Annotated in this window: 22 protein-coding genes and 1 pseudogene; all 23 read left to right on the top strand. The window is 47.7% G+C overall.

Going from position 1 to position 20,599, the window contains the following annotated elements:
• Positions 1 to 26: 26 nt before the first annotated feature.
• Entirely contained in the window at positions 27 to 1,076 is a 1,050-nt protein-coding gene (locus tag UB32_RS08375; RefSeq protein ID WP_044392830.1) for an L-threonylcarbamoyladenylate synthase, read from the top strand.
• Between the two features lie 93 nt (positions 1,077 to 1,169).
• A complete protein-coding gene (locus UB32_RS08370; RefSeq protein WP_044392829.1) occupies positions 1,170 to 1,712 on the top strand; it encodes a manganese efflux pump MntP in 543 nt (180 codons plus the stop codon).
• Between the two features lie 97 nt (positions 1,713 to 1,809).
• Complete coding sequence (locus tag UB32_RS08365) at positions 1,810 to 2,247, top strand: low molecular weight protein arginine phosphatase (RefSeq protein ID WP_044392828.1); 438 nt, start codon at positions 1,810 to 1,812, stop codon at positions 2,245 to 2,247.
• A gap of 55 nt (positions 2,248 to 2,302) precedes the next feature.
• On the top strand, positions 2,303 to 3,598 hold the full coding sequence (locus tag UB32_RS08360; protein WP_128721518.1) for a methyl-accepting chemotaxis protein: 1,296 nt from the start codon (positions 2,303 to 2,305) through the stop codon (positions 3,596 to 3,598).
• A 134-nt stretch (positions 3,599 to 3,732) separates the two neighbouring features.
• Positions 3,733 to 4,176, top strand: a complete 444-nt coding sequence (gene rpiB / locus UB32_RS08355; protein ID WP_044392827.1) for a ribose 5-phosphate isomerase B — start codon at positions 3,733 to 3,735, stop codon at positions 4,174 to 4,176.
• Between the two features lie 10 nt (positions 4,177 to 4,186).
• A complete protein-coding gene (locus UB32_RS08350) occupies positions 4,187 to 4,759 on the top strand; it encodes a TIGR01440 family protein (RefSeq protein WP_044392826.1) in 573 nt (190 codons plus the stop codon).
• Between the two features lie 129 nt (positions 4,760 to 4,888).
• Positions 4,889 to 6,130 carry a serine hydroxymethyltransferase gene (gene glyA / locus UB32_RS08345; RefSeq protein WP_044392825.1) on the top strand — a complete coding sequence of 414 codons (1,242 nt, stop codon included), beginning with the start codon at positions 4,889 to 4,891 and terminating at the stop codon, positions 6,128 to 6,130.
• A 152-nt stretch (positions 6,131 to 6,282) separates the two neighbouring features.
• Complete coding sequence (upp, locus tag UB32_RS08340; RefSeq protein WP_044392824.1) at positions 6,283 to 6,912, top strand: uracil phosphoribosyltransferase; 630 nt, start codon at positions 6,283 to 6,285, stop codon at positions 6,910 to 6,912.
• A 33-nt stretch (positions 6,913 to 6,945) separates the two neighbouring features.
• Positions 6,946 to 8,067, top strand: a complete 1,122-nt coding sequence (wecB, locus tag UB32_RS08335) for a non-hydrolyzing UDP-N-acetylglucosamine 2-epimerase (protein WP_198528179.1) — start codon at positions 6,946 to 6,948, stop codon at positions 8,065 to 8,067.
• Positions 8,068 to 8,531: 464 nt separating this feature from the next.
• Entirely contained in the window at positions 8,532 to 10,820 is a 2,289-nt protein-coding gene (locus tag UB32_RS20700; protein ID WP_084221766.1) for a S8 family serine peptidase, read from the top strand.
• Positions 10,821 to 11,070: 250 nt separating this feature from the next.
• Positions 11,071 to 11,280, top strand: coding sequence for an AtpZ/AtpI family protein (locus UB32_RS08325; protein WP_044392821.1), 210 nt, complete (start codon positions 11,071 to 11,073; stop codon positions 11,278 to 11,280).
• A 6-nt stretch (positions 11,281 to 11,286) separates the two neighbouring features.
• Complete coding sequence (locus UB32_RS08320) at positions 11,287 to 11,658, top strand: ATP synthase subunit I (protein ID WP_044392819.1); 372 nt, start codon at positions 11,287 to 11,289, stop codon at positions 11,656 to 11,658.
• A gap of 23 nt (positions 11,659 to 11,681) precedes the next feature.
• Positions 11,682 to 12,392, top strand: coding sequence for a F0F1 ATP synthase subunit A (gene atpB / locus UB32_RS08315; protein WP_044392817.1), 711 nt, complete (start codon positions 11,682 to 11,684; stop codon positions 12,390 to 12,392).
• A 69-nt stretch (positions 12,393 to 12,461) separates the two neighbouring features.
• Positions 12,462 to 12,674 carry a F0F1 ATP synthase subunit C gene (gene atpE, locus UB32_RS08310; protein WP_019153961.1) on the top strand — a complete coding sequence of 71 codons (213 nt, stop codon included), beginning with the start codon at positions 12,462 to 12,464 and terminating at the stop codon, positions 12,672 to 12,674.
• A 239-nt stretch (positions 12,675 to 12,913) separates the two neighbouring features.
• Positions 12,914 to 13,423: a F0F1 ATP synthase subunit B gene (locus UB32_RS08305; protein WP_198528177.1), complete on the top strand. Its 510-nt coding sequence runs from the start codon at positions 12,914 to 12,916 to the stop codon at positions 13,421 to 13,423.
• Positions 13,420 to 13,956 (top strand): F0F1 ATP synthase subunit delta, encoded by a 537-nt coding sequence (locus tag UB32_RS08300; protein ID WP_044392811.1) that lies wholly within the window; start codon positions 13,420 to 13,422, stop codon positions 13,954 to 13,956. The genes UB32_RS08305 and UB32_RS08300 overlap by 4 nt, the downstream gene beginning before the upstream one ends.
• Before the next feature lie 24 nt (positions 13,957 to 13,980).
• Entirely contained in the window at positions 13,981 to 15,489 is a 1,509-nt protein-coding gene (gene atpA / locus UB32_RS08295; RefSeq protein ID WP_044392810.1) for a F0F1 ATP synthase subunit alpha, read from the top strand.
• 162 nt (positions 15,490 to 15,651) lie between these two features.
• A complete protein-coding gene (locus tag UB32_RS08290; RefSeq protein ID WP_044392809.1) occupies positions 15,652 to 16,512 on the top strand; it encodes a F0F1 ATP synthase subunit gamma in 861 nt (286 codons plus the stop codon).
• Between the two features lie 87 nt (positions 16,513 to 16,599).
• Positions 16,600 to 18,012, top strand: a complete 1,413-nt coding sequence (gene atpD / locus UB32_RS08285) for a F0F1 ATP synthase subunit beta (RefSeq protein WP_044392807.1) — start codon at positions 16,600 to 16,602, stop codon at positions 18,010 to 18,012.
• A gap of 22 nt (positions 18,013 to 18,034) precedes the next feature.
• Positions 18,035 to 18,442 (top strand): F0F1 ATP synthase subunit epsilon, encoded by a 408-nt coding sequence (locus tag UB32_RS08280; RefSeq protein WP_044392805.1) that lies wholly within the window; start codon positions 18,035 to 18,037, stop codon positions 18,440 to 18,442.
• An 819-nt stretch (positions 18,443 to 19,261) separates the two neighbouring features.
• The gene (locus UB32_RS08275) at positions 19,262 to 19,639 is read left to right on the top strand and encodes an NADH-quinone oxidoreductase subunit A (protein ID WP_044392802.1); all 378 of its coding nucleotides are present in this window, start codon (positions 19,262 to 19,264) and stop codon (positions 19,637 to 19,639) included.
• The gene (locus tag UB32_RS08270; protein WP_044392800.1) at positions 19,630 to 20,142 is read left to right on the top strand and encodes a NuoB/complex I 20 kDa subunit family protein; all 513 of its coding nucleotides are present in this window, start codon (positions 19,630 to 19,632) and stop codon (positions 20,140 to 20,142) included. The genes UB32_RS08275 and UB32_RS08270 overlap by 10 nt, the downstream gene beginning before the upstream one ends.
• 3 nt (positions 20,143 to 20,145) lie before the next feature.
• Positions 20,146 to 20,599 (top strand): annotated as a pseudogene (locus tag UB32_RS08265) (NADH-quinone oxidoreductase subunit C); the annotation flags it as partial.

Raw genomic sequence — 20,599 nt, 5'->3', positions numbered from 1 at the left:
GAGCAAGAAACAAAAGGTGGATGTAAATGCAAACCAAAATTTGGACAGTGGATAAGAATGTGGATAATTTAATAACATATCCACAAATTAAAGAAGCAGCACAAAAATTGAAGCAAAATGAAGTCATTGCTTTTCCGACAGAAACCGTTTATGGCCTCGGCGGCAATGCGGAAAGCGATGAAGCCGTTTTGAAGATTTTCGAGGCAAAAGGAAGACCTGTGGATAACCCATTGATCATTCATATAGCCAATCGTGAACAGATTCACTCCTTTATAAAAGAAATCCCCGAGCAGGCATCGAGGTTAATGGATGCGTTCTGGCCCGGTCCGCTGACGATTATCCTTGAACAGAAAGCTGGGTCTCTTTCTGACAAAGCAACTGCCGGTTTAGCGACAGTCGCAGTCAGGATGCCGAATCATCCAGTTGCCTTGGCGCTCATCGAGGAAGCGGGCCTCCCGCTTGCAGCACCGAGTGCGAACTTGTCAGGAAAACCAAGTCCAACGACTGCTGCGCATGTGGCGGCCGATTTGATGGGCAGAGTTTCAGGAATAGTCGACGGCGGCGCCACTGGGATTGGCGTTGAATCTACAGTAGTCGATTGCACAAGTGAAATCCCTGTAATCCTGCGTCCTGGCGGGGTTACGAAAGAGCAGCTGGAGGAAGTAATCGGAGAAGTGTCCGCCGATCCAGCGCTGACCGACGATCGTCTAGCACCGAAATCACCAGGGATGAAATACCGTCATTATGCGCCGAATGCCGCTTTTTATCTCGTAGATGGATCAAGACAAGAAATCCAGCAGCTTGTAAAGGAAAAACGGAAAGAAGGCAAGCGAGTTGGCGTAATGACGACAATCGAAAACAAGCCATTTTATGACGCCGATGTTGTGCTTGCCTGTGGCGAAAGAGCCAGGCTTGAAACCGTCGCAGAAGCGCTCTATGATACGCTTCGCACCTTCAACCAAGCAGATGTGGATTTTATTTTTGGAGAAATATTCCCTGAACAAGGCGTCGGCCAAGCGATTATGAATCGCCTAGCAAAAGCATCGGGTTTGCCGATTCTAAACCAAAAAACATGATTTTGCTTCCGTGATCCATCACCTCCCATTTCCGTTCTTCTAATTCTTTTTGGACGTGCATATGCTGAAATAGCAAGTCCGAGGGGGGAAGACATGGCAGAATTGTTTACACTGATGCTGATGGGAATCGCATTGGGAATGGATGCATTTTCCATAGGTCTCGGAATGGGCATGTACAGGATGACGAAAGGGCATATATTTAAAATTGGCGTCACGATTGGCTTGTTCCATGTGTGGATGCCGCTGCTTGGGATGGTGGCCGGCAGATTTTTATCCGAGCAATTTGGAACGATTGCGGGGTACCTTGGCGGCTTGCTGCTCATCGTGCTCGGCATCCAGATGATCGCTGCAAGCTTCAAGGAGGAAGAAACAAGCCTTATTACGCCGGTTGGCAAAGGTTTATTGATTTTTGCCCTGTCGGTCAGCCTCGATAGTTTCTCTGTCGGGCTTACGCTAGGGATTTTTGGTGCGAAGACGCTGCTAGTATTAATTTGCTTTGGGGTCGCAGCAATGGTTCTGACATGGGCAGGCCTTCATGTCGGAAAAACAGTCCAAGGTTGGCTTGGTACATATAGTGAAGTTTTAGGAGGAAGCATTTTGCTCGCGTTTGGGCTGAAATTGCTTTTGCCAATATAAATACTCTGGCCATGTTGGTTTCTTTCCATTTTGCAAAAAATGAAAATGCGTTGAGTTTGTCTTATAATGGAGGAAAATCAACACTGGAGGGAAATGTATGGCGCGCGTCTTATTTGTCTGTACCGGAAATACTTGTCGTAGCCCGATGGCAGAAGCCATTTTAAAAAGCAAGCAGCTGCCCGGCGTCGAGGTGAAGTCAGCTGGAGTGTATGCCCCGAATGGCGCCGAGCTTTCCGTCAACGCGAAAATCGTGCTGGAGGAAAACGGGATCCGCCATGATCATCATTCCACAGCACTTACAAAGGAAATAATCGATTGGGCGAATGTGGTCTTGACTATGACTGGCAGCCATAAGGAACTGATTTTGAGCCAATACCCAGACGTGGCCGAGAAAACTTTTACATTGAAAGAATTTGCGGAGGAAAGCGGTAGCCTTGATGTAGCAGACCCATTTGGCGGAAATGAGCAAATTTATCAAAAGTCGTTTGAAGAAATTCAAAAAAGCATCGAAAGAATCATCGATAAAATCCGATAATACCCTTGAGAAAAGCTTTTTAAAACGATGAAAATTATTTTCAGGGGGTTTATCAGTGGATTCGAAACGAAGCTATAAAATGGGATTGCGAAAGAAATTGGTGATGCTGACGACGGTGTTGGCGATCATCACCTATTCGATCAGTGCATTTTTTATTTATTTTCTTTATCCATATGTCGAAAAGTTCTTCGGGATCCAGTCGGTCGTGTATACGGTGGTAGTGCTGATCCTTGGTATTTTATGGTCCGGATTGCTTGCGTATATGGCAGCAGGGATGATCATCAAGCCGTTGCAAAAACTTGAGCAATCTGCCATGAAGGCTGCACAAGGCGAGATTGGCGAGGATGCGGCAATCTCGGCATCGGATGACGAAATCCGTTCCCTGGGACTAGCTTTCAATAATATGCTCGCTAATCTGAGGGATATGGTCAGCCAAATTGATGAAAACTTCAAGGAAACAAATGAAAAAGTGGTCCGGATTACCGGCCAATCCGCAGCAGCGTCTGAGCAGGCAGCGATCATTTCTACGACCATCAAGGAAATTGCTGCGGGAGCAGACTCCTCGGCGCTATCGACCCGGACTACGGCACAATCTGTTAATGAAGTCATCCAGATCGCGGAAGATGTTCAGGAAAAAGCGCGGGTCTCTGAATCGATTTCTGTGGAAATGGTCAAAGACCTCCAGCAATCTAAGGATGCCATCCATTCTCTGATTACAGGGATTGAAAGGCTGGCCAATGATAATCGTGAATCGCTTGGAACGGTCAAACGCCTGGAAGAAAACGCAATAAAAGTCGAGCAAATCATCCAGCTAGTTGGCGATATCGCCGCGCAGACGAATTTGCTTGCGCTGAATGCATCGATTGAAGCAGCGCGCGCCGGTGAGCATGGCAAAGGCTTCGCGGTTGTTGCCGAAGAAGTGAGGAAGCTTGCTGACCAGAGTGCGGATGCAGTCCAAGGAATTTCAGGCTTGATCCAAAATATCCAGTTGGAGGTCCAGAACGTCGTCGGCCAAATCAGCAGACAGGTCGAGACGGCGGATGGGGAAGTGAAGAAAGGCGAGAAAACAAATCGGGTAATGGAGGAAATGACAGACACCATCAACGAGATGGCGGAAGCAATTCATGCAATTACCTCGCTGATCGGAACCCAAATGAAAACGATCGAGCACACTTCCACCCAGTCCCAGGAAATGGCCGCGATTGCCGAAGAAACGTCAACAGGAGCTTTGAATGTCGCCACAGCAGCACAGCAGCAGGCGGAAGTCATTGCCGAAGTAGAGCACCTGGCCGTTGAATTGCAAGCCCAGGCAGGAAAGTTGAAAAGCACCATCACGAAATTTTCATTATAATGAATGGTTGGACCACAGCTGGATGAAGCCTGTGGTTTTCTTTTTGCGATTGCCTTTATAATTGTAAGCGAATATGAGAAAATAACGGTAGAGTTCATCATCCCGCAAGTTGGGTCTATTGGAGGATTTTAAAAATGAAGATTGCAATTGCTTCAGACCATGGCGGAGTCCATATCCGCGAGGAAATTAAGAATTTGATGGATGAAATGAAGATTGAGTATGAAGATTTTGGCTGCGAGTGTGAAACTTCTGTGGACTACCCGGACTATGCGCTTCCAGTTGCGGAAAAAGTGGCAAACGGAGAATTTGATAAAGGAATTTTGATTTGTGGTACAGGCATTGGCATGAGCATCACGGCAAACAAGGTAAAGGGAATCCGCTGCGCGCTAGTGCATGATGTGTATAGCGCGAAGGCAACGCGTCAGCACAATAACAGCAATATACTGGCGATGGGGGAACGTGTCATCGGACCGGGCCTTGCGCGGGAGATTGCCGCTGTCTGGCTGACCGAGGAGTACGAAGGCGGTCGCCACGAAAACCGGATTGGCAAAATCAGCGAGTACGAAAAAAAGCAGTAGGAAGGAGGCGTTGACCCTGTCTATTCACCAGTGGGAAGCAGAATGGAACTCCATTCTTTCCGATTTTAACGAACAGGTACAGCTTAAAAAAGGCCAGATCCTGGTTGTCGGCTGCAGCACGAGTGAAATTATCGGCCAGCGGATTGGCACTGCCGGTACCGATGAAGTCGCGGCAATGGTTTTCAGGCAACTCCGTGAATTTCAAAAACAAACCGGGGTCCAGCTGGCGTTTCAATGCTGTGAGCATTTAAACCGGGCAATTGTTGTGGAGCGGGAAACGGCGGAACGAAAGCAGCTGGACGAAGTAACGGTGATCCCGGTGAGGACTGCAGGCGGGGCAATGGCTACCTATGCCTATCAAAATTTTTCCAGCCCTGTTGTCGTCGAATTCATCAAGGCAGACGCTGGCATCGACATTGGCGATACTTTCATTGGTATGCAGCTAAAGCATGTTGCCGTGCCGATCCGAGTACAGCAGAAAAGTCTCGGCCATGCGCATGTAACGCTGGCAAAAACAAGGCCGAAGCTGATCGGCGGCGCCCGAGCTGTATACGAACGAACAAGTGAAAATGAATCATGTTGATCGGTAAAAAGGGCAGAATCAGTCCAATGGTTCTGTTTTTTTAGCGTCTTCCTTTTCAATCAGCCTAAATTCAGCTAAAATGAGAATGAATTTTCTAATAATGAACAGCTATTAAGAGGGGGAACTTAAGTGAAGCACTTGTCACAACAGGACAACCAAGTTTACACAGCAATGCAGGATGAATTGAGGCGCCAACGTACAAAAATCGAATTGATTGCATCCGAGAACTTTGTCAGCGAAGCAGTCATGGAAGCGCAGGGATCTGTGCTGACGAATAAATATGCGGAAGGGTATCCCGGCCGCCGCTACTATGGCGGATGCGAGCATGTCGATGTAGTCGAAAATATTGCCCGCGACCGCGCGAAGGAAATCTTCGGTGCAGAGCATGCGAACGTCCAGCCGCATTCAGGTGCACAGGCAAATATGGCCGTTTATTTTACTGTCCTTGAACAAGGCGATACCGTCCTCGGAATGAATTTGTCGCACGGCGGCCACCTGACCCACGGGAGCCCGGTCAATTTTAGCGGCGTCCAGTATCACTTCGTCGAATATGGTGTCGATCAAGAGACGCAAACGATCGATTATGATGTCGTTCTGGAAAAAGCGCGCGAGCATAAGCCTAAGATGATCGTAGCCGGTGCAAGTGCCTATCCAAGAGCAATCGATTTCAAGCGTTTCCGGGAAATTGCCGATGAAGTCGGTGCGTATTTGATGGTGGACATGGCCCACATCGCCGGTTTGGTGGCAGCAGGCTTGCACCAGAATCCGGTTCCGTATGCTGATTTTGTTACCACAACTACCCACAAAACTCTTCGCGGACCGCGCGGCGGGATGATCCTTTGCAAAGAAGAATTCGCGAAAAAAATTGATAAGTCGATTTTTCCGGGAATTCAAGGTGGCCCGCTGATGCATGTCATCGCTGCCAAAGCAGTAGCGTTTGGCGAGGTGCTCCAAGATTCGTTTAAGGAATATGCCGAGAATATCATTTCCAATGCGAACCGGCTGGCGGAAGGCTTGAAAAACGAAGGCGTCGACCTTGTTTCCGGCGGAACGGATAATCATTTGCTTTTGGTTGATTTGCGCTCACTTGGTTTAACAGGAAAAGTAGCAGAAAAAGTGCTCGATGAAATCGGCATCACTGTCAACAAAAACACAATTCCATTCGATCCGGAAAGCCCATTCGTCACAAGCGGTATTAGGATTGGTACCGCTGCTGTCACAAGTCGCGGCTTCGGACACGAAGAAATGGACGAGATCGCCTCCCTGATCGTGTTCACCCTGAAAAATCATCAAGATGAAGCAAAACTAGAAGAAGCTCGCAAACGCGTCGAAAACCTGACAAGCAAGTTCACCCTTTACCCCGAGAGATAGATTGACACACTAGCGGCCCATCATGAAGAAGGGCCGTTTTTTTTAAAAAAGTTCAAGCAGTGAATCGGTAATTGCGGTTGCTTGTATAGAGGTTTTTCTGTAAAATGAAACGAAGTGTGATTTTACATAGAATCGTTAAAGGAGCGATACCCATGGCAAAAGTATACGTATTTGACCATCCGTTGATCCAGCATAAACTTACTTATATTCGTGAAAAAAGCACAGGCACAAAGGAATTTCGCGAGCTTGTAGATGAAGTCGCTACGCTGATGGCGTTCGAAATTACCCGTGATTTGCCGCTTGAGGAAATTGAAATTGAAACACCAGTCGAAAAGACAAAATCAAAAGTTCTTTCCGGCAAGAAGCTGGGAATTATTCCAATTTTACGCGCCGGGATCGGGATGGTAGACGGCATTCTGAAATTGATCCCAGCAGCAAAAGTCGGACATATCGGCTTATACCGCGATCCGAAAACTTTGAAGCCAGTTGAATACTATGTCAAGCTTCCTAGCGATGTCGAGGAGCGCGATTTCATCGTCGTTGATCCTATGCTTGCAACAGGCGGTTCAGCGATCGAGGCGATCAACTCGCTGAAAAATCGCGGTGCCAAGCATATTAAATTTATGTGTTTGATTGCGGCTCCAGAAGGCGTAGAAGCAGTCAAAGCAGCGCATCCTGACGTGGATATTTATATCGCTTCGCTCGACGAAAAGCTGAACGACCACGGCTATATCGTTCCAGGACTTGGAGACGCCGGAGATCGTCTATTTGGAACGAAATAAGGAGTGTTTATTGTGAATCAGCCTATTAAAGTAATGACCATTTTTGGGACACGCCCAGAAGCGATCAAAATGGCACCACTCGTCCTAGAACTGCAGAAACACCCTGACCAGTTTGAATCAATTGTAACGGTGACGGCCCAGCACCGGCAAATGCTCGACCAGGTGCTGACTATTTTTCATATCACGCCAGATCATGACCTAAACATCATGAAGGACCGCCAAACTTTGATTGATGTCACGACCCGCGGACTCGAGGGCCTGGATAAAATCATGAAGGATGTAAAGCCGGATATCGTTTTAGTGCATGGTGATACGACGACTACCTTTGTGGCAAGTCTTGCCGCTTACTACAATCAGATTGTCGTTGGCCATGTCGAAGCCGGGCTGAGGACGTGGAATAAATACTCCCCGTTCCCTGAGGAAATGAATCGCCAACTGACAGGCGTGATCGCAGACCTCCATTTTGCCCCGACTGCGAAATCAGCGGCAAACCTGCTGCAGGAAAACAAGCGGGAAGAAACTATTTTCGTCACGGGAAACACAGCCATCGATGCATTGAATACGACAGTAAAAGAAGCATATCAGCATGAAGTACTCGACAAGCTAGGCAATGACCGGCTCATTCTGATGACGGCGCACCGCCGCGAGAACCTTGGCGAGCCAATGCGCAATATGTTCCGTGCCATCAAACGAATCGTCGATGAGCAGAAGGATGTTCAGGTGGTGTATCCCGTTCACTTGAATCCGGTCGTTCGTGAGCTTGCAGATGAAGTGCTTGGCAATGACACGCGCATTCATCTGATCGAGCCGCTTGATGTTATTGATTTCCATAACTTTGCATCGCGCGCCTATCTAATCTTAACCGACTCAGGCGGTGTCCAGGAAGAAGCGCCGTCCCTCGGTGTACCCGTCCTCGTTCTCCGCGATACGACCGAGCGTCCGGAAGGAATCGAAGCAGGTACTTTGAAGCTCGCCGGGAACGAAGAACAGCCAATCTATCAGATGGCAACTGAATTGCTGACAAACCGTGAAGCCTATGAAAAAATGGCCAAAGCGTCCAATCCATATGGAGACGGACGCGCATCCGAACGAATCTGCGAAGCAATCCGTTTTTACTTTAACCAAACAGAAAAGCGCCCGAAACCATATAAATAAGCAACAAACAGAACACCTCTTTTAAAAAAGGGGTGTTTGTTTTTGGAGAATAACGACAAATGGAGATGAAAACGCCCGCATAAGGGTATCATTCCGCCAGAAAGATGCCCTTAAAGAGAAGGAAACACCAGCATAAGGGTATCATTCCGCAAGAAAGATGCCCTTATCGAGGAGAAAACGCCCGCATAAGGGTATCATTCCGCAAGAAAGATGCCCTTATCGAGGAGGGAATGCCCGCATAAGGGTATCATTCCGCACGAAAGATGCCCTTATGGAAGAGAAAACGCCCGCATAAGGGTATCATTCCGCTTAAATTGCACCGGAAATGAAGATAATTGCCCGCTCAAATTAGATAATGGAGCAAGAAATCGGGATAATTGCATAAACCTCCTTATTTTGGAAAAATGCCGCTGCATAATACTGGCTGTAAATTGACACGATAACGGAAAAAGGGGGGATCTGTCTTGCCAAAGCGTTCATACCTGTTACTTTTTCCAGTCTTGCTGCTCCTTGCTGCCTTCCAGCCACAAAAGCTGCAGCATCCGCCGATACCGCGTGAAGATCCCCATACTGAAAAAATCGCCATTGTGCTAACGGAGCAGCCGGTGGAGGAACAGCACGTCAAAAAGGAACTGGAAAAGTTCAAAAATACAAAACTTCGACATGTGTTCACACAGGCAATCAATGGCTATTCGGTTCAAGGGCCAGCTTCGGAGCTGAAGCAGCTGGAGGAAACGGAAGCAGTAAAATTTGTGTCCGAAGTCCATACATACAAAGTGGAGAATGCGGGACATCTCCAGCCGAAGCGCTATCAGTCCAGTTCAAGCTTCATTGATAACTTTGAACTGATCGGAACAGAAGCGGTTCACGGCCTGCTTGATGAAAAAGGGAACCACCTGACGGGGAAGGGAATTACCATTGGAGTGATCGACACGGGAATCGATTACGAGCACCCAGACTTAAGAAGAAGTTATGCCGGCGGTCACGACCTCGTGGATGGCGATAACGATCCGATGGAAACGAATGGTTTCGGATTCAAGAACACTCTTCATGGCACGCATGTGGCTGGCGTGATTGCGGCGAACGGAAGGATGAGGGGGATGGCGCCCGAGGCAAAAATAGTAGCCTACAGAGCGCTCGGACCAGGCGGAAGCGGAACGACCGAGCAGGTGCTTGCAGCGATTGATGAAGCAATCAATGATCAGGTGGACATACTGAACCTTTCGCTAGGCAATGATGTCAATGGTCCAGACTTGCCGATCAGCCTCGCCATAAACAAAGCGGTGGACTCGGGAATTGTCGCAGTCACTTCTTCGGGAAATTCAGGGCCAAATCGCTGGACAGTCGGATCGCCGGGAACCGCCTCGAAAGCAATCTCCGTTGGTGCTTCCACACCCCCGATGCAGATCCCCTACATCAACAGTCCAGGAACGATGGGAAAAATCAGACTTGAGTTGCTACAAGGTTCGGATAATTGGAGAATTACCCAGAGTGAGCACCTCGTTTTTGCCGGACTCGGCAGAAAATCAGACATGACGGACGTTCAAGGCAAACTCGTTCTAGTCGAGCGGGGCACGTTAACTTTTACCGAAAAAGCGAAGAATGCCCTCGAAGCTGGCGCGATTGGCGTGATGATCTACAACAATACAAATGGTACTTTTTTCGGCAACCTGGAAGAAACGATGCCGATCCCAGTTGCCGCAATCAGCAAAGAAGCGGGTTTGGCTTTGAAGCAGCAGCTGAAAAACAAGTCGATGCTGATCCGCATCCATTTAATAGAAGAAACAGATATCCTTGCAGACTTCAGTTCCCGCGGTCCAGTAACATCCACATGGGAAATCAAGCCGGATATCGTGGCGCCCGGGGTTGCGATCAACAGCACCATTCCCGGAGGCTATTTGTCGCTACAGGGAACGAGCATGGCTGCGCCCCATATTGCCGGGGCAGCAGCGCTCATCAAGCAGGCGCACCCCGATTGGACTCCTGCTGAAATCAAGGCGGCAATCATGAACACTGCCAAGGACATCAAGGATCATTCTGAAAAATCATACCGGACTTTTGAACAAGGGGCAGGCCGGATCCAAACAGAAGCGGCAATTGAGACCGACAGCCTGGTCATTCCCGGCTCGCTGCAATTTGGCCAATTCCAGCTGAGCGATAACCTGCATCGCCACAGCGCTAAATTAACAGTGAAAAATACCGGATCCTCGCGAAATTCCTATGCCTTCTCCATTCCGAAAATGCAAAAAGGAATCGAATGGGAGCTGCCGCTGAGCTTTTCGCTCAAACCAGGTGAAAGCAAAGAAGTCGAGCTGGCGATGAAGGTCACTCCTGAGTTGCTGGATGACAAAGTCAAGGACGGCACCCTAGTGCTGGATGACGGTACACATCCGATCCGCATTCCATATTTGTATGTCCTCGAGGAACCAGATTACCCGCGGGTGATGGGCTTCGGTTTCGCTCCGGCCGACACAGGGAACGGTTACCGGTACGAAGTATATCTCCCCGGTGGAGCGGATGAATTTGGAATTGCCCTTTTTGATCCCGACCATTTTCGTTTTCTCGGATTTCTTGATTGGGGAAGGGAGCTAAAAAAGGGGATGGTCACGAAAGAGCTCCCGCTGGAAAAATTACCAGAGGATGGCGTGTATTTGGCAAAGGTATTTGCGAAGAAAGCTGGCCGCGAAAACATGATCGAAACGATGCTCTATATTGACAAAGCTTCTTTTGAAAATCGGCCCAGAAAAAGATAAAACACTATGCTGAGCATGGTGTTTTTCTGGTATAATACTATATACTGAAATGGCGTTCTCCGTGAACACTTTGTGAATTTTTTCACCCTAATTGATTGACATTGATATATGCCTATTGTATGCTTACAAAGGGCATAAATGAGAAGGTTTTCAATGTTGATATGCAAGCTTTTTATGTTAAAAATATTGTTTACTAGTCACTAACAAATCTCCTTAAAGTTCCATTCTCAAAAGTGAGGATGCGTTTTTTATGCGCCACCCTTTTCAAGCGATGGCACTCATGTCCGCTATTCTATCGCAATTGGTAGGCTCCATTTTAATTGGCATATTTTCCGGAAGATGGCTGGACCGAACCTTTGGTACAGAACCGCTTTTTTTACTACTCGGAGTGCTGATTGGACTTTCGGCAGGGGTGTTTGCCATGCTTCGCCTCATCCAACACTTCTTTTCGGGAGACTAACAATTAATGGAAATCAAGGACTTGTTTACTCGCCAGCGCAAATACATACTTACTTTGTTGGCTGTCTATGTTCTTGGGTATGGCTTTACAAGCAATCAATCCGTTTTTGCAGGATTGATTTTCGGTACAAGTCTGAGCCTGTTTAATATATGGCTGCTTGCGAGGAAAATGAACAGCTTCGGGGATTCGGTGGTACAGGGGAAAAAGGTCCGTTCGCTCGGCTCAATGTCGAGGCTTGCGACCGGTGCGCTTGCTGTAATCGTCGCAATGGAATACCCGGATCGCATTAACCTTGTATTTACGGTTTTGGGATTAATGACAGCCTATATTGTCATTATGATAGATTTTTTTGTCCAGTCTTATCAATCACGTAACTAGCGGGGAAGAGAGGTGAATAATTGATGCATCATGAAGCTCCATTAATAGACATATTTGGGCTTACTTTTAACTTAGCAAATATGCTGATGATTACAGTAGCAAGCGCGATCGTACTCATCATTGCTGTTCTTTCCACTCGCAGGCTTGCGATGAAACCGACAGGAATCCAGAACTTCATGGAATGGATTATGGATTTCGTCAAGGGAATCATCAACAGCACGATGGACTGGAAGGACGGGGGAAGGTTCCATGTACTAGGCATTACATTGCTAATGTATGTGTTTGTAGCCAATATGCTGGGACTGCCGTTCTCTGTGTCTTACAACGGAGAGCTATGGTGGAAATCTCCGACAGCTGATCCAGTCATCACACTGACACTTGCAGTCATGGTGGTAGGTCTTTCCCATTACTATGCCGTCAAGCTGAAAGGCACTGCCGAATACGGCAAAGAATTCTTTAAGCCGTTTTGGTTCATGTTTCCGATCAAGATTATTGAAGAGTTTGCAAATACGCTCACGCTCGGTCTTCGTCTTTACGGCAACATTTACGCGGGTGAAATCCTGCTGGGACTGCTTGCAGCCAGCCTCGCAACCGGAGTTGGCGGACACTTGGCCGCAGCACTGCCGATGCTTGTATGGCAAGGTTTCTCCGTTTTCGTAGGCGCCATCCAGGCGTTTATCTTCACCATGTTAACAATGGTTTATCTCTCTCATAAAGTGAGCAATGACCATTAATATAAACTGTTCATTTAATGGACAAAACAATAAAAACATTTTTTCATATATTAAAGGAGGAAATTTATAATGGGTCTTATAGCAGCAGCAATCGCAATCGGTTTAGCAGCACTAGGTGCAGGTATTGGTAACGGTTTGATCGTATCACGTACAGTAGAAGGAATTGCCCGTCAGCCAGAAGCTCGCGGTATGCTTCAAACTACTATGTTCATCGGGGTTGCGTTAGTTGAAGCGATTCCTATCATCGCGGTCGTTATCGCGTTCATGGTTATTGGTGGTTAATACATTATAAGAATGTAAGATGGCGAAGATCATTCCGCGCGAACCTTCGCCATTCTACTATGTAGACTTTTGGCACCATTTAACCTGAAAAATCGAAATGCAAGCAATCGTATAAAAAAAAGGCAAGCCCGGAGTTTGAAACTTGGCAGCCTTATGCGTCGGCTTTTAGCTGAAATAACGCATGTTGGACCTTTAACCACGGTACAACGTTTGAAGGGAGTGAATCGAGGGTGTTAACAATGAATTTTGTATTGGGAGCGGCAACCGGCCTTAACACAGGCGATATTTTGTTCCAGCTTGTTATGTTCCTTATTTTGTTAGCATTGCTTAAGAAGTTCGCTTGGGGTCCGTTGATGGGCATCATGAAGGAACGGGAAGAGCATATTGCTGGCGAAATCGGGACTGCAGAGAAAACACGTGCGGAAGCACAGAAACTTTTGCAAGAACAGCGTGACATGCTGAAGCAGGCACGCACAGAAGCACAGGGCTTAATTGAAAATGCAAAGAAACAGGGCGATCTTCAGCGCGAGGAAATCATCACACTGGCACGCACTGAATCGGAAAGAATCAAGGTATCTGCGAAGCTTGAAATCGAGCAGCAGAAGGAGCAGGCTGTTGCGGCAATCCGCGAGCAAGTTGCTTCCCTTTCTGTCTTGATCGCTTCTAAAGTAATCGAGAAAGAAATCTCGGAAGCAGACCAGGAAAAACTCATCAATGAATACATTCAAGAGGCGGGGAATGCCCGATGAGCAACACGACTGTAGCAAAGCGTTATGCCCTGGCACTTTTTCAACTCGCTTCTGAAAAGCAGTCTCTTCCACAGGTGGAAGAAGAACTGCGCACAGTAAAAGAAGTGGCTGTGAACAATCCGCAGTTGACTGCGTTTTTAAAATCTCCGAAGCTTCCGAATGAGAAGAAGAAAGAGGTTTTAAAGACTGCTTTTGGATCAGTGAGCACCTATGTCCTAAATACTCTGATGATCTTGGTTGACCGCCACCGTGCCGACCAGATCGCAGACGTTGCTGACCAGTTTATCGCCCTTGCCAATGAGGCAAAGGGCGTCGCTGAAGCGAAGGTTTATAGTATACAGCCTTTAACGCAAGAGCAGGCGGAAGCCATTTCTGCTTCGTTTGCGCCTCAGGTTGGCAAAAGGTCCCTTCTAATTGAAAACATTGTAGATTCCAATTTGCTTGGAGGCGTCAAGCTTCGGATTGGGAATCGGATTTTTGACGGCAGCTTGCGAGGCAAGCTAGACCGGTTAGAACGTAAATTGTTAGGCTAAGATTCGTAGATAGGGGTGAAACTCATGAGCATCAAAGCGGAAGAAATCAGTGCGCTGATAAAATCGCAAATCGAAAATTATCAGTCGGAAATTCAAGTGAGTGATGTGGGTACAGTTATCAGTGTTGGTGACGGTATCGCCCGTGCTCATGGCCTCGACAATGTCATGGCTGGAGAACTTGTTGAATTTTCAAACGGCGTTATGGGTATGGCACAAAACCTGGAAGAAAATAACGTTGGTATCATTATTCTTGGACCTTACACGGAAATCCGCGAAGGGGACGAGGTACGCCGAACTGGTCGAATCATGGAGGTTCCTGTAGGGGAACAGCTAATCGGCCGCGTCGTAAATCCACTTGGACAGCCAGTCGATGGCATGGGTCCAATCAACACAACAAAAACTCGTCCAATCGAGTATGCAGCACCAGGCGTTATGGCTCGTAAATCCGTTCATGAGCCGTTGCAAACTGGGATCAAGGCGATCGACGCACTTGTACCAATCGGCCGCGGACAGCGGGAATTGATCATCGGTGACCGCCAGACTGGGAAAACATCGGTAGCGATTGATACGATCCTTAACCAAAAAGGCCAGGACATGATCTGTATTTACGTAGCAATCGGCCAGAAGGAATCAACCGTACGAAATGCAGTTGAAACTCTCCGCAAACACGGCGCGTTAGAATATTCTATCGTTGTTACAGCATCTGCATCCCAGCCGGCACCACTTCTATACTTAGCTCCTTACGCTGGTGTCACAATGGGAGAAGAATTCATGTACAATGGCAAGCATGTGCTTGTCGTATATGATGATCTTTCTAAACAAGCGGCAGCATACCGTGAACTTTCTTTGCTGCTTCGCCGTCCTCCAGGCCGTGAAGCTTACCCAGGGGATGTATTCTACTTGCACTCTCGCTTGCTAGAGCGTGCTGCTAAGTTGAGCGACGCGGAAGGCGCAGGTTCTATCACCGCACTTCCGTTCATTGAAACACAAGCGGGCGACGTTTCTGCTTACATTCCAACGAACGTTATCTCGATCACAGACGGACAGATCTTCTTGCAGTCTGACCTATTCTTCTCTGGCGTACGTCCAGCGATCAACGCAGGTCTTTCCGTATCCCGTGTCGGTGGATCCGCTCAAATCAAAGCGATGAAGAAGGTATCTGGTACACTGCGTCTGGACCTTGCATCTTACCGTGAATTGGAAGCATTTTCCCAGTTTGGTTCTGATCTTGACAAAGCAACTCAAGCAAAATTGAACCGCGGTGCCCGTACAGTAGAAGTTCTAAAACAAGATCTTAACAAGCCGCTTGCTGTTGAAAAGCAAGTTGCGATCCTATATGCACTGACTCGCGGCTTCCTTGACGATATTCCATTAGAGGATATTCGCCGCTTCGAAGCTGAACTGCTTTCCTGGTTAGACCACAACCATACAGAAGTGTTAGAACATATCCGTACGACGAAGGAACTGCCTTCAGACGACGATATGACTGCTGCACTGAACGCCTTCAAAAAGACGTTTGCAGTATCTGAGTAATAAGAAAAGCTAAAAGCGCCTCGAGGGTTAGCAGTCGCAGCTAGACAAGCGACCTCTACGGTCTAGGAGCTGTAGCTGGACATGTAGGCAGAGTCAGCATCGTTGCTGGCCCTGCCTGACCTTGGACTAACAATCTTTTGTAAAAGGGTGGTGAGAACCGAAATGGCATCTTTACGCGATATAAAAAACCGTATTACTTCGACTAAAAAGACGAGCCAGATTACCAAGGCAATGGAAATGGTATCCGCCGCTAAATGGAACCGTGGGGTCATGAACGCGAAAGCATTCGTTCCTTACATGGAAAAAATCCAGGAAGTGACTGCCTCAATCGCAATGGGCAGCAAGGATTCCAACCACCCAATGCTGACGAACCGTCCAGTCAAGAAGACGGGGTATTTAGTGATTACCTCTGATCGCGGACTAGCTGGGGCTTATAATAGCAACGTCCTGCGCCAGTTGCATCAGACAATCAAGAAACGCCATCAATCAAATGACGAGTTTGCGATCATTGCGATCGGCCGTGTTGGCCGTGACTTTTTCCAGAGCCGCGGCATGAACGTTGTCCTTGACATCGTTGGCATCGCTGACCAGCCATCCTTCGCAGAAATCCAGGATATCGCCAGCAATACAGTTGGCATGTTCTCGGACGGAACTTTGGATGAATTGTATATTTATTATAGTCATTACCTCAGCGCAATCGCGCAAGAGGTAACCGAAAAGAAATTGCTTCCGTTAACCGACTTTGGCGCAGGCTCAACAAAGCTTACTTCTTATGAATTTGAGCCAAACGCTGAGGAGATCCTGGAAGTTCTCTTGCCGCAATACGCAGAAAGCTTGATTTACGGGGCACTGCTTGACAGCAAAGCAAGTGAACACGCTGCTCGTATGACCGCCATGAGAAACGCAACAGACAACGCGAAAGAGCTGATCAATTCGCTCAGCTTGAGCTACAACCGCGCGCGTCAAGCTGCGATTACGCAGGAGATCACCGAAATCGTCGGCGGAGCTGCAGCGCTCGAATAGTTTACCAAATGAAGTTCGGGGATGTGGCTGACTGCCGCATCCCATCATGATGTATATCTTTCAACTAGTACGATAGGAGGGAACAAGATGAACAAAGGACGAGTTCTCCAGGTTATGGGTCCGGTTGTTGACGTTAAGTTTGAAAGCGGCCATCTTCCAGAGATCTATAACGCTTTGAAAATTGTAACCAGCGATGCGGATGTGAACATGGACCTGACGCTTGAAGTAGCCCTTCACTTAGGTGATGACACAGTTCGTACCATTGCGATGTCTTCCACTGATGGCTTAAAGCGTGGCGTGGAAGCTGTAGACACAGGTACAGCAATCTCCGTTCCAGTTGGCGATGTCACACTAGGACGTGTATTCAATGTATTGGGAGAGTCAATTGACCTTGATGCTCCACTTCCTGCTGATGCCCGCCGCGATTCCATCCACAGGGAAGCTCCAACATTTGATCAGCTTTCGACAGAGGTGGAAATCCTTGAAACCGGGATTAAGGTAGTTGACTTGCTTGCTCCGTACATCAAGGGAGGCAAGATCGGATTATTCGGTGGTGCCGGAGTAGGGAAAACCGTTCTAATCCAGGAATTGATCAACAATATTGCTCAGGAACACAGCGGAATCTCTGTATTCGCAGGTGTTGGGGAGCGTACGCGTGAAGGAAATGACCTTTACCACGAAATGACCGATTCTGGCGTTATCAAGCAAACAGCAATGGTATTCGGCCAGATGAACGAGCCGCCAGGAGCACGTATGCGCGTTGCCCTGACTGGTTTGACAATGGCTGAATATTTCCGCGATGAGCAAGGACAGGACGTTCTTTTCTTCATGGATAATATCTTCCGTTTCACGCAAGCAGGTTCTGAGGTTTCCGCGCTGCTTGGCCGTATGCCATCTGCAGTAGGTTACCAGCCGACGCTTGCAACTGAAATGGGCAGATTGCAAGAACGTATTACGTCTACAAATGTTGGTTCTGTTACTTCGATCCAAGCGATCTACGTGCCAGCCGATGACTATACAGACCCGGCACCGGCGACAACTTTCGCCCACTTGGATGCAACAACGAACTTGGAGCGTAAGCTTTCTGAAATGGGTATTTACCCTGCGGTGGATCCGCTTGCTTCGACTTCCAGAGCATTGACACCTGAAATTGTTGGCGAAGAACACTACTCAGTCGCTCGTCGTGTACAGCAAACATTGCAGCGTTACAGGGAACTGCAGGACATCATTGCGATCCTTGGTATGGATGAACTCTCGGACGAAGATAAGCTGATTGTACACCGTGCTCGCCGCATCCAGTTCTTCCTGTCACAAAACTTCCACGTAGCCGAACAGTTTACAGGACAAAAAGGTTCTTACGTGCCAGTTAAAGAAACAGTTAAAGGATTCGCAGAAATCCTTGACGGCAAATATGACCACCTTCCAGAAGATGCATTCCGCCTAGTAGGCCGAATCGAAGAAGTTATCGAGAATGCAAAACGTATGGGTGTAGAGGTCTAATAACGGACCAGGAGGGTAAAAAATGAAGACGATTAAAGTCAGTGTTGTTACTCCCGATGGGCCGGTGTATGAATCAGATGTTGAAATGGTAAGCACAAAAGCAAGCACAGGCGAGCTTGGAATCTTGCCAGGACACATTCCTATGGTTGCACCGCTACAAATTGGCGCTGTCCGTTTGAAAAATGGCAGCAAGTACGAGTTTATTGCAGTCAGCGGCGGCTTCCTTGAAGTCCGCCCACAGCAGGTGAATATCCTTGCTCAATCTGCAGAAATATCATCTGAAATCGATTTGGAACGTGCCTTAAGAGCAAAAGAACGCGCCGAAAAGCGCCTGCATGAAAGAAGGCAGGAGACCCACGACTTCAAGCGCGCAGAACTTGCGCTTCAGCGTGCGATCAACCGTATTTCCGTTGCAGAACGCAAAATTTAATCACAAACACTCTCCGGCGCTGCCGGGGCCACTGAAAATCTACCGATTTTTTAGATTTTCTTAAGAACCAAACGGAAAAAGCCGATCCAATTCCATGTTTTTTGGAATTGGATCGGCTTTTTTGTTGTTGCTCTGTAAGTTTTAGACTTCTTTTTAAATTGACTGTTAATAGTACTAGGTTGATTGGAACGGAAGGTGCGTAGACTCCTGCGGGATCAGCGGGACAGGTAGAGACCCCGCAGGCGCTTTAGCGCTGAGGAGGCTCACCGCACGCCCCGCGGAAAGCGAAGCATCCTGGAGTGGAAATCAACCGGCCAATTTACCAAGGCTGTCCTTGTAAGCACTTTTTCAGTGGCCTCGCGCTGCCGGGAGGGTTTTTTTTTGGTTTTTTAAATAATTACCAAATACAGGAGCGAATTCCGTTTCGCTAGAAAAAGTCCACAATTCTGCCATAAACTTCGACCCCCCAATTAGTGCCATTTGTTGATAAACGTCACTGACAACTTAATCCAAAACGTATTTAATATAGAATGTAACGATTGTTAGCAGGAACAGCGCGTGCTCAGGGAGGCTGCACCCTCCAAACTGGCAGGCGCTGGGTCAAAAGAGTACGAATATAATGCCAACAAAACAACTATGTATGAAAGGAGACCCAATGTCCGCCGGGTCACTTAAAATGCTATTTTTCTATCAAAAAAGACTTGGAAGAAGGTTGCCAGATTATTCAAACCTTTGTCGACACTCTATGGCAACAATGGTATAATTGTTATCGGTTACAAGTTAAAAAATAAGAAACTTTACAACATTGGAGGGATGGGCATGGAACAATTGAATCTATATCAAAATAACTATTTGATAGTCTTTGTGTTCCTATGTCTCGGGGTATTGCTTCCGATCGTCGCTCTGTTTGCGGCTAAGCTTTTGCGGCCAAAATACAAGCAGGACGAGCGGAAATACACCACCTACGAGAGCGGGATGGAACCGTTCAGCGACGCTCGGGTCCAGTTTAATGTCCGTTATTATGTGTTTGCCCTTATGTTCGTTATTTTTGATGTAGAGACAGTGTTTTTGTATCCATGGGCTGTCGCCTATGAAAAGCTGGGGATCTTCGCATTGATCGAAATGCTGATTTTCGTCGTCATGCTTCTGATCGGACTCATCTACGCATGGAAAAAGAAGGTGCTAAAATGGATTTAAAATTGGATGATTTCTCACCGGAAGAAGTCACAGAACTCGAAAGAAATGTATTCGTAACAACGCTTGAGCAGGTAAAAGGCTGGGCGCGCAGCAACTCCATGTGGCCGATGACATTCGGACTTGCCTGCTGTGCGATCGAAATGATGGCATCCAGCTCAGCACACTATGACTTGGATCGTTTTGGAACATTTTACCGCAATTCACCGCGTCAGTCTGATGTAATGATTGTATCTGGAACCGTAACGAAGAAGATGGCTCCGACTGTTCGCAGATTGTATGACCAGCTGGCAGAACCAAAGTGGGTGATCGCTATGGGTTCATGCGCAACAGCAGGCGGTCCCTATGTAAAATCGTACTCCGTTGTAAAGGGAGTCGATCAGATTGTACCGGTCGATGTTTACATACCGGGTTGCCCACCGAATCCAGCCGCGCTAATTTACGGAATCAATAAATTGAAAGAGAAAATCCGTTATGAGGCGAAAACCGGGAAGAGGGTGATCTAACCGATGAGCGGGGAAAAGGATTTAGAGCAGATCAAAAAAGAAGCAGCCCAAAAGGCGAAGGAGCTTGCCAAGCAGCGTCAAGCTGCCAAACAAGCGGGGGAAGGCAATGACCAAAAAGCAGCTGAACCCGAAGTCAACGATGCCCAACCAAAGAACGCTGAACCCGAAGTAAAGGAAACCGAACCAAAAGCGGAAGCACCTGCGGGTGACGAAGCCGACCTTGCGAAAAAGAAGGCAGCCGCAGCCGCGAAAGCAAAGGCAGCCGCACTGGCAAAAAAGACAGCGACTGACCAGTCAGAGAAAAGCGCTGAAGCGCCAGCAGCAACTGAACCATCACCAACTGAAGATGCTTCATCAGGAGACGATGACCTGGCGAAGAAGAAAGCCGCAGCAGTAGCGAAGGCAAAGGCTGCAGCGGCAGCGAAACGAAAGGCACAGGCAGACGCAGCTGGGGAAG

Origin of the sequence: Mesobacillus subterraneus, assembly GCF_000934845.1 — a bacterium.
GTDB classification, from domain to species: Bacteria; Bacillota; Bacilli; order Bacillales; family Cytobacillaceae; genus Mesobacillus; species Mesobacillus stamsii.
The sequence above is the reverse complement of the archived record's forward strand: the minus strand, read 5'-3'. Positions and strand labels throughout refer to the sequence as shown.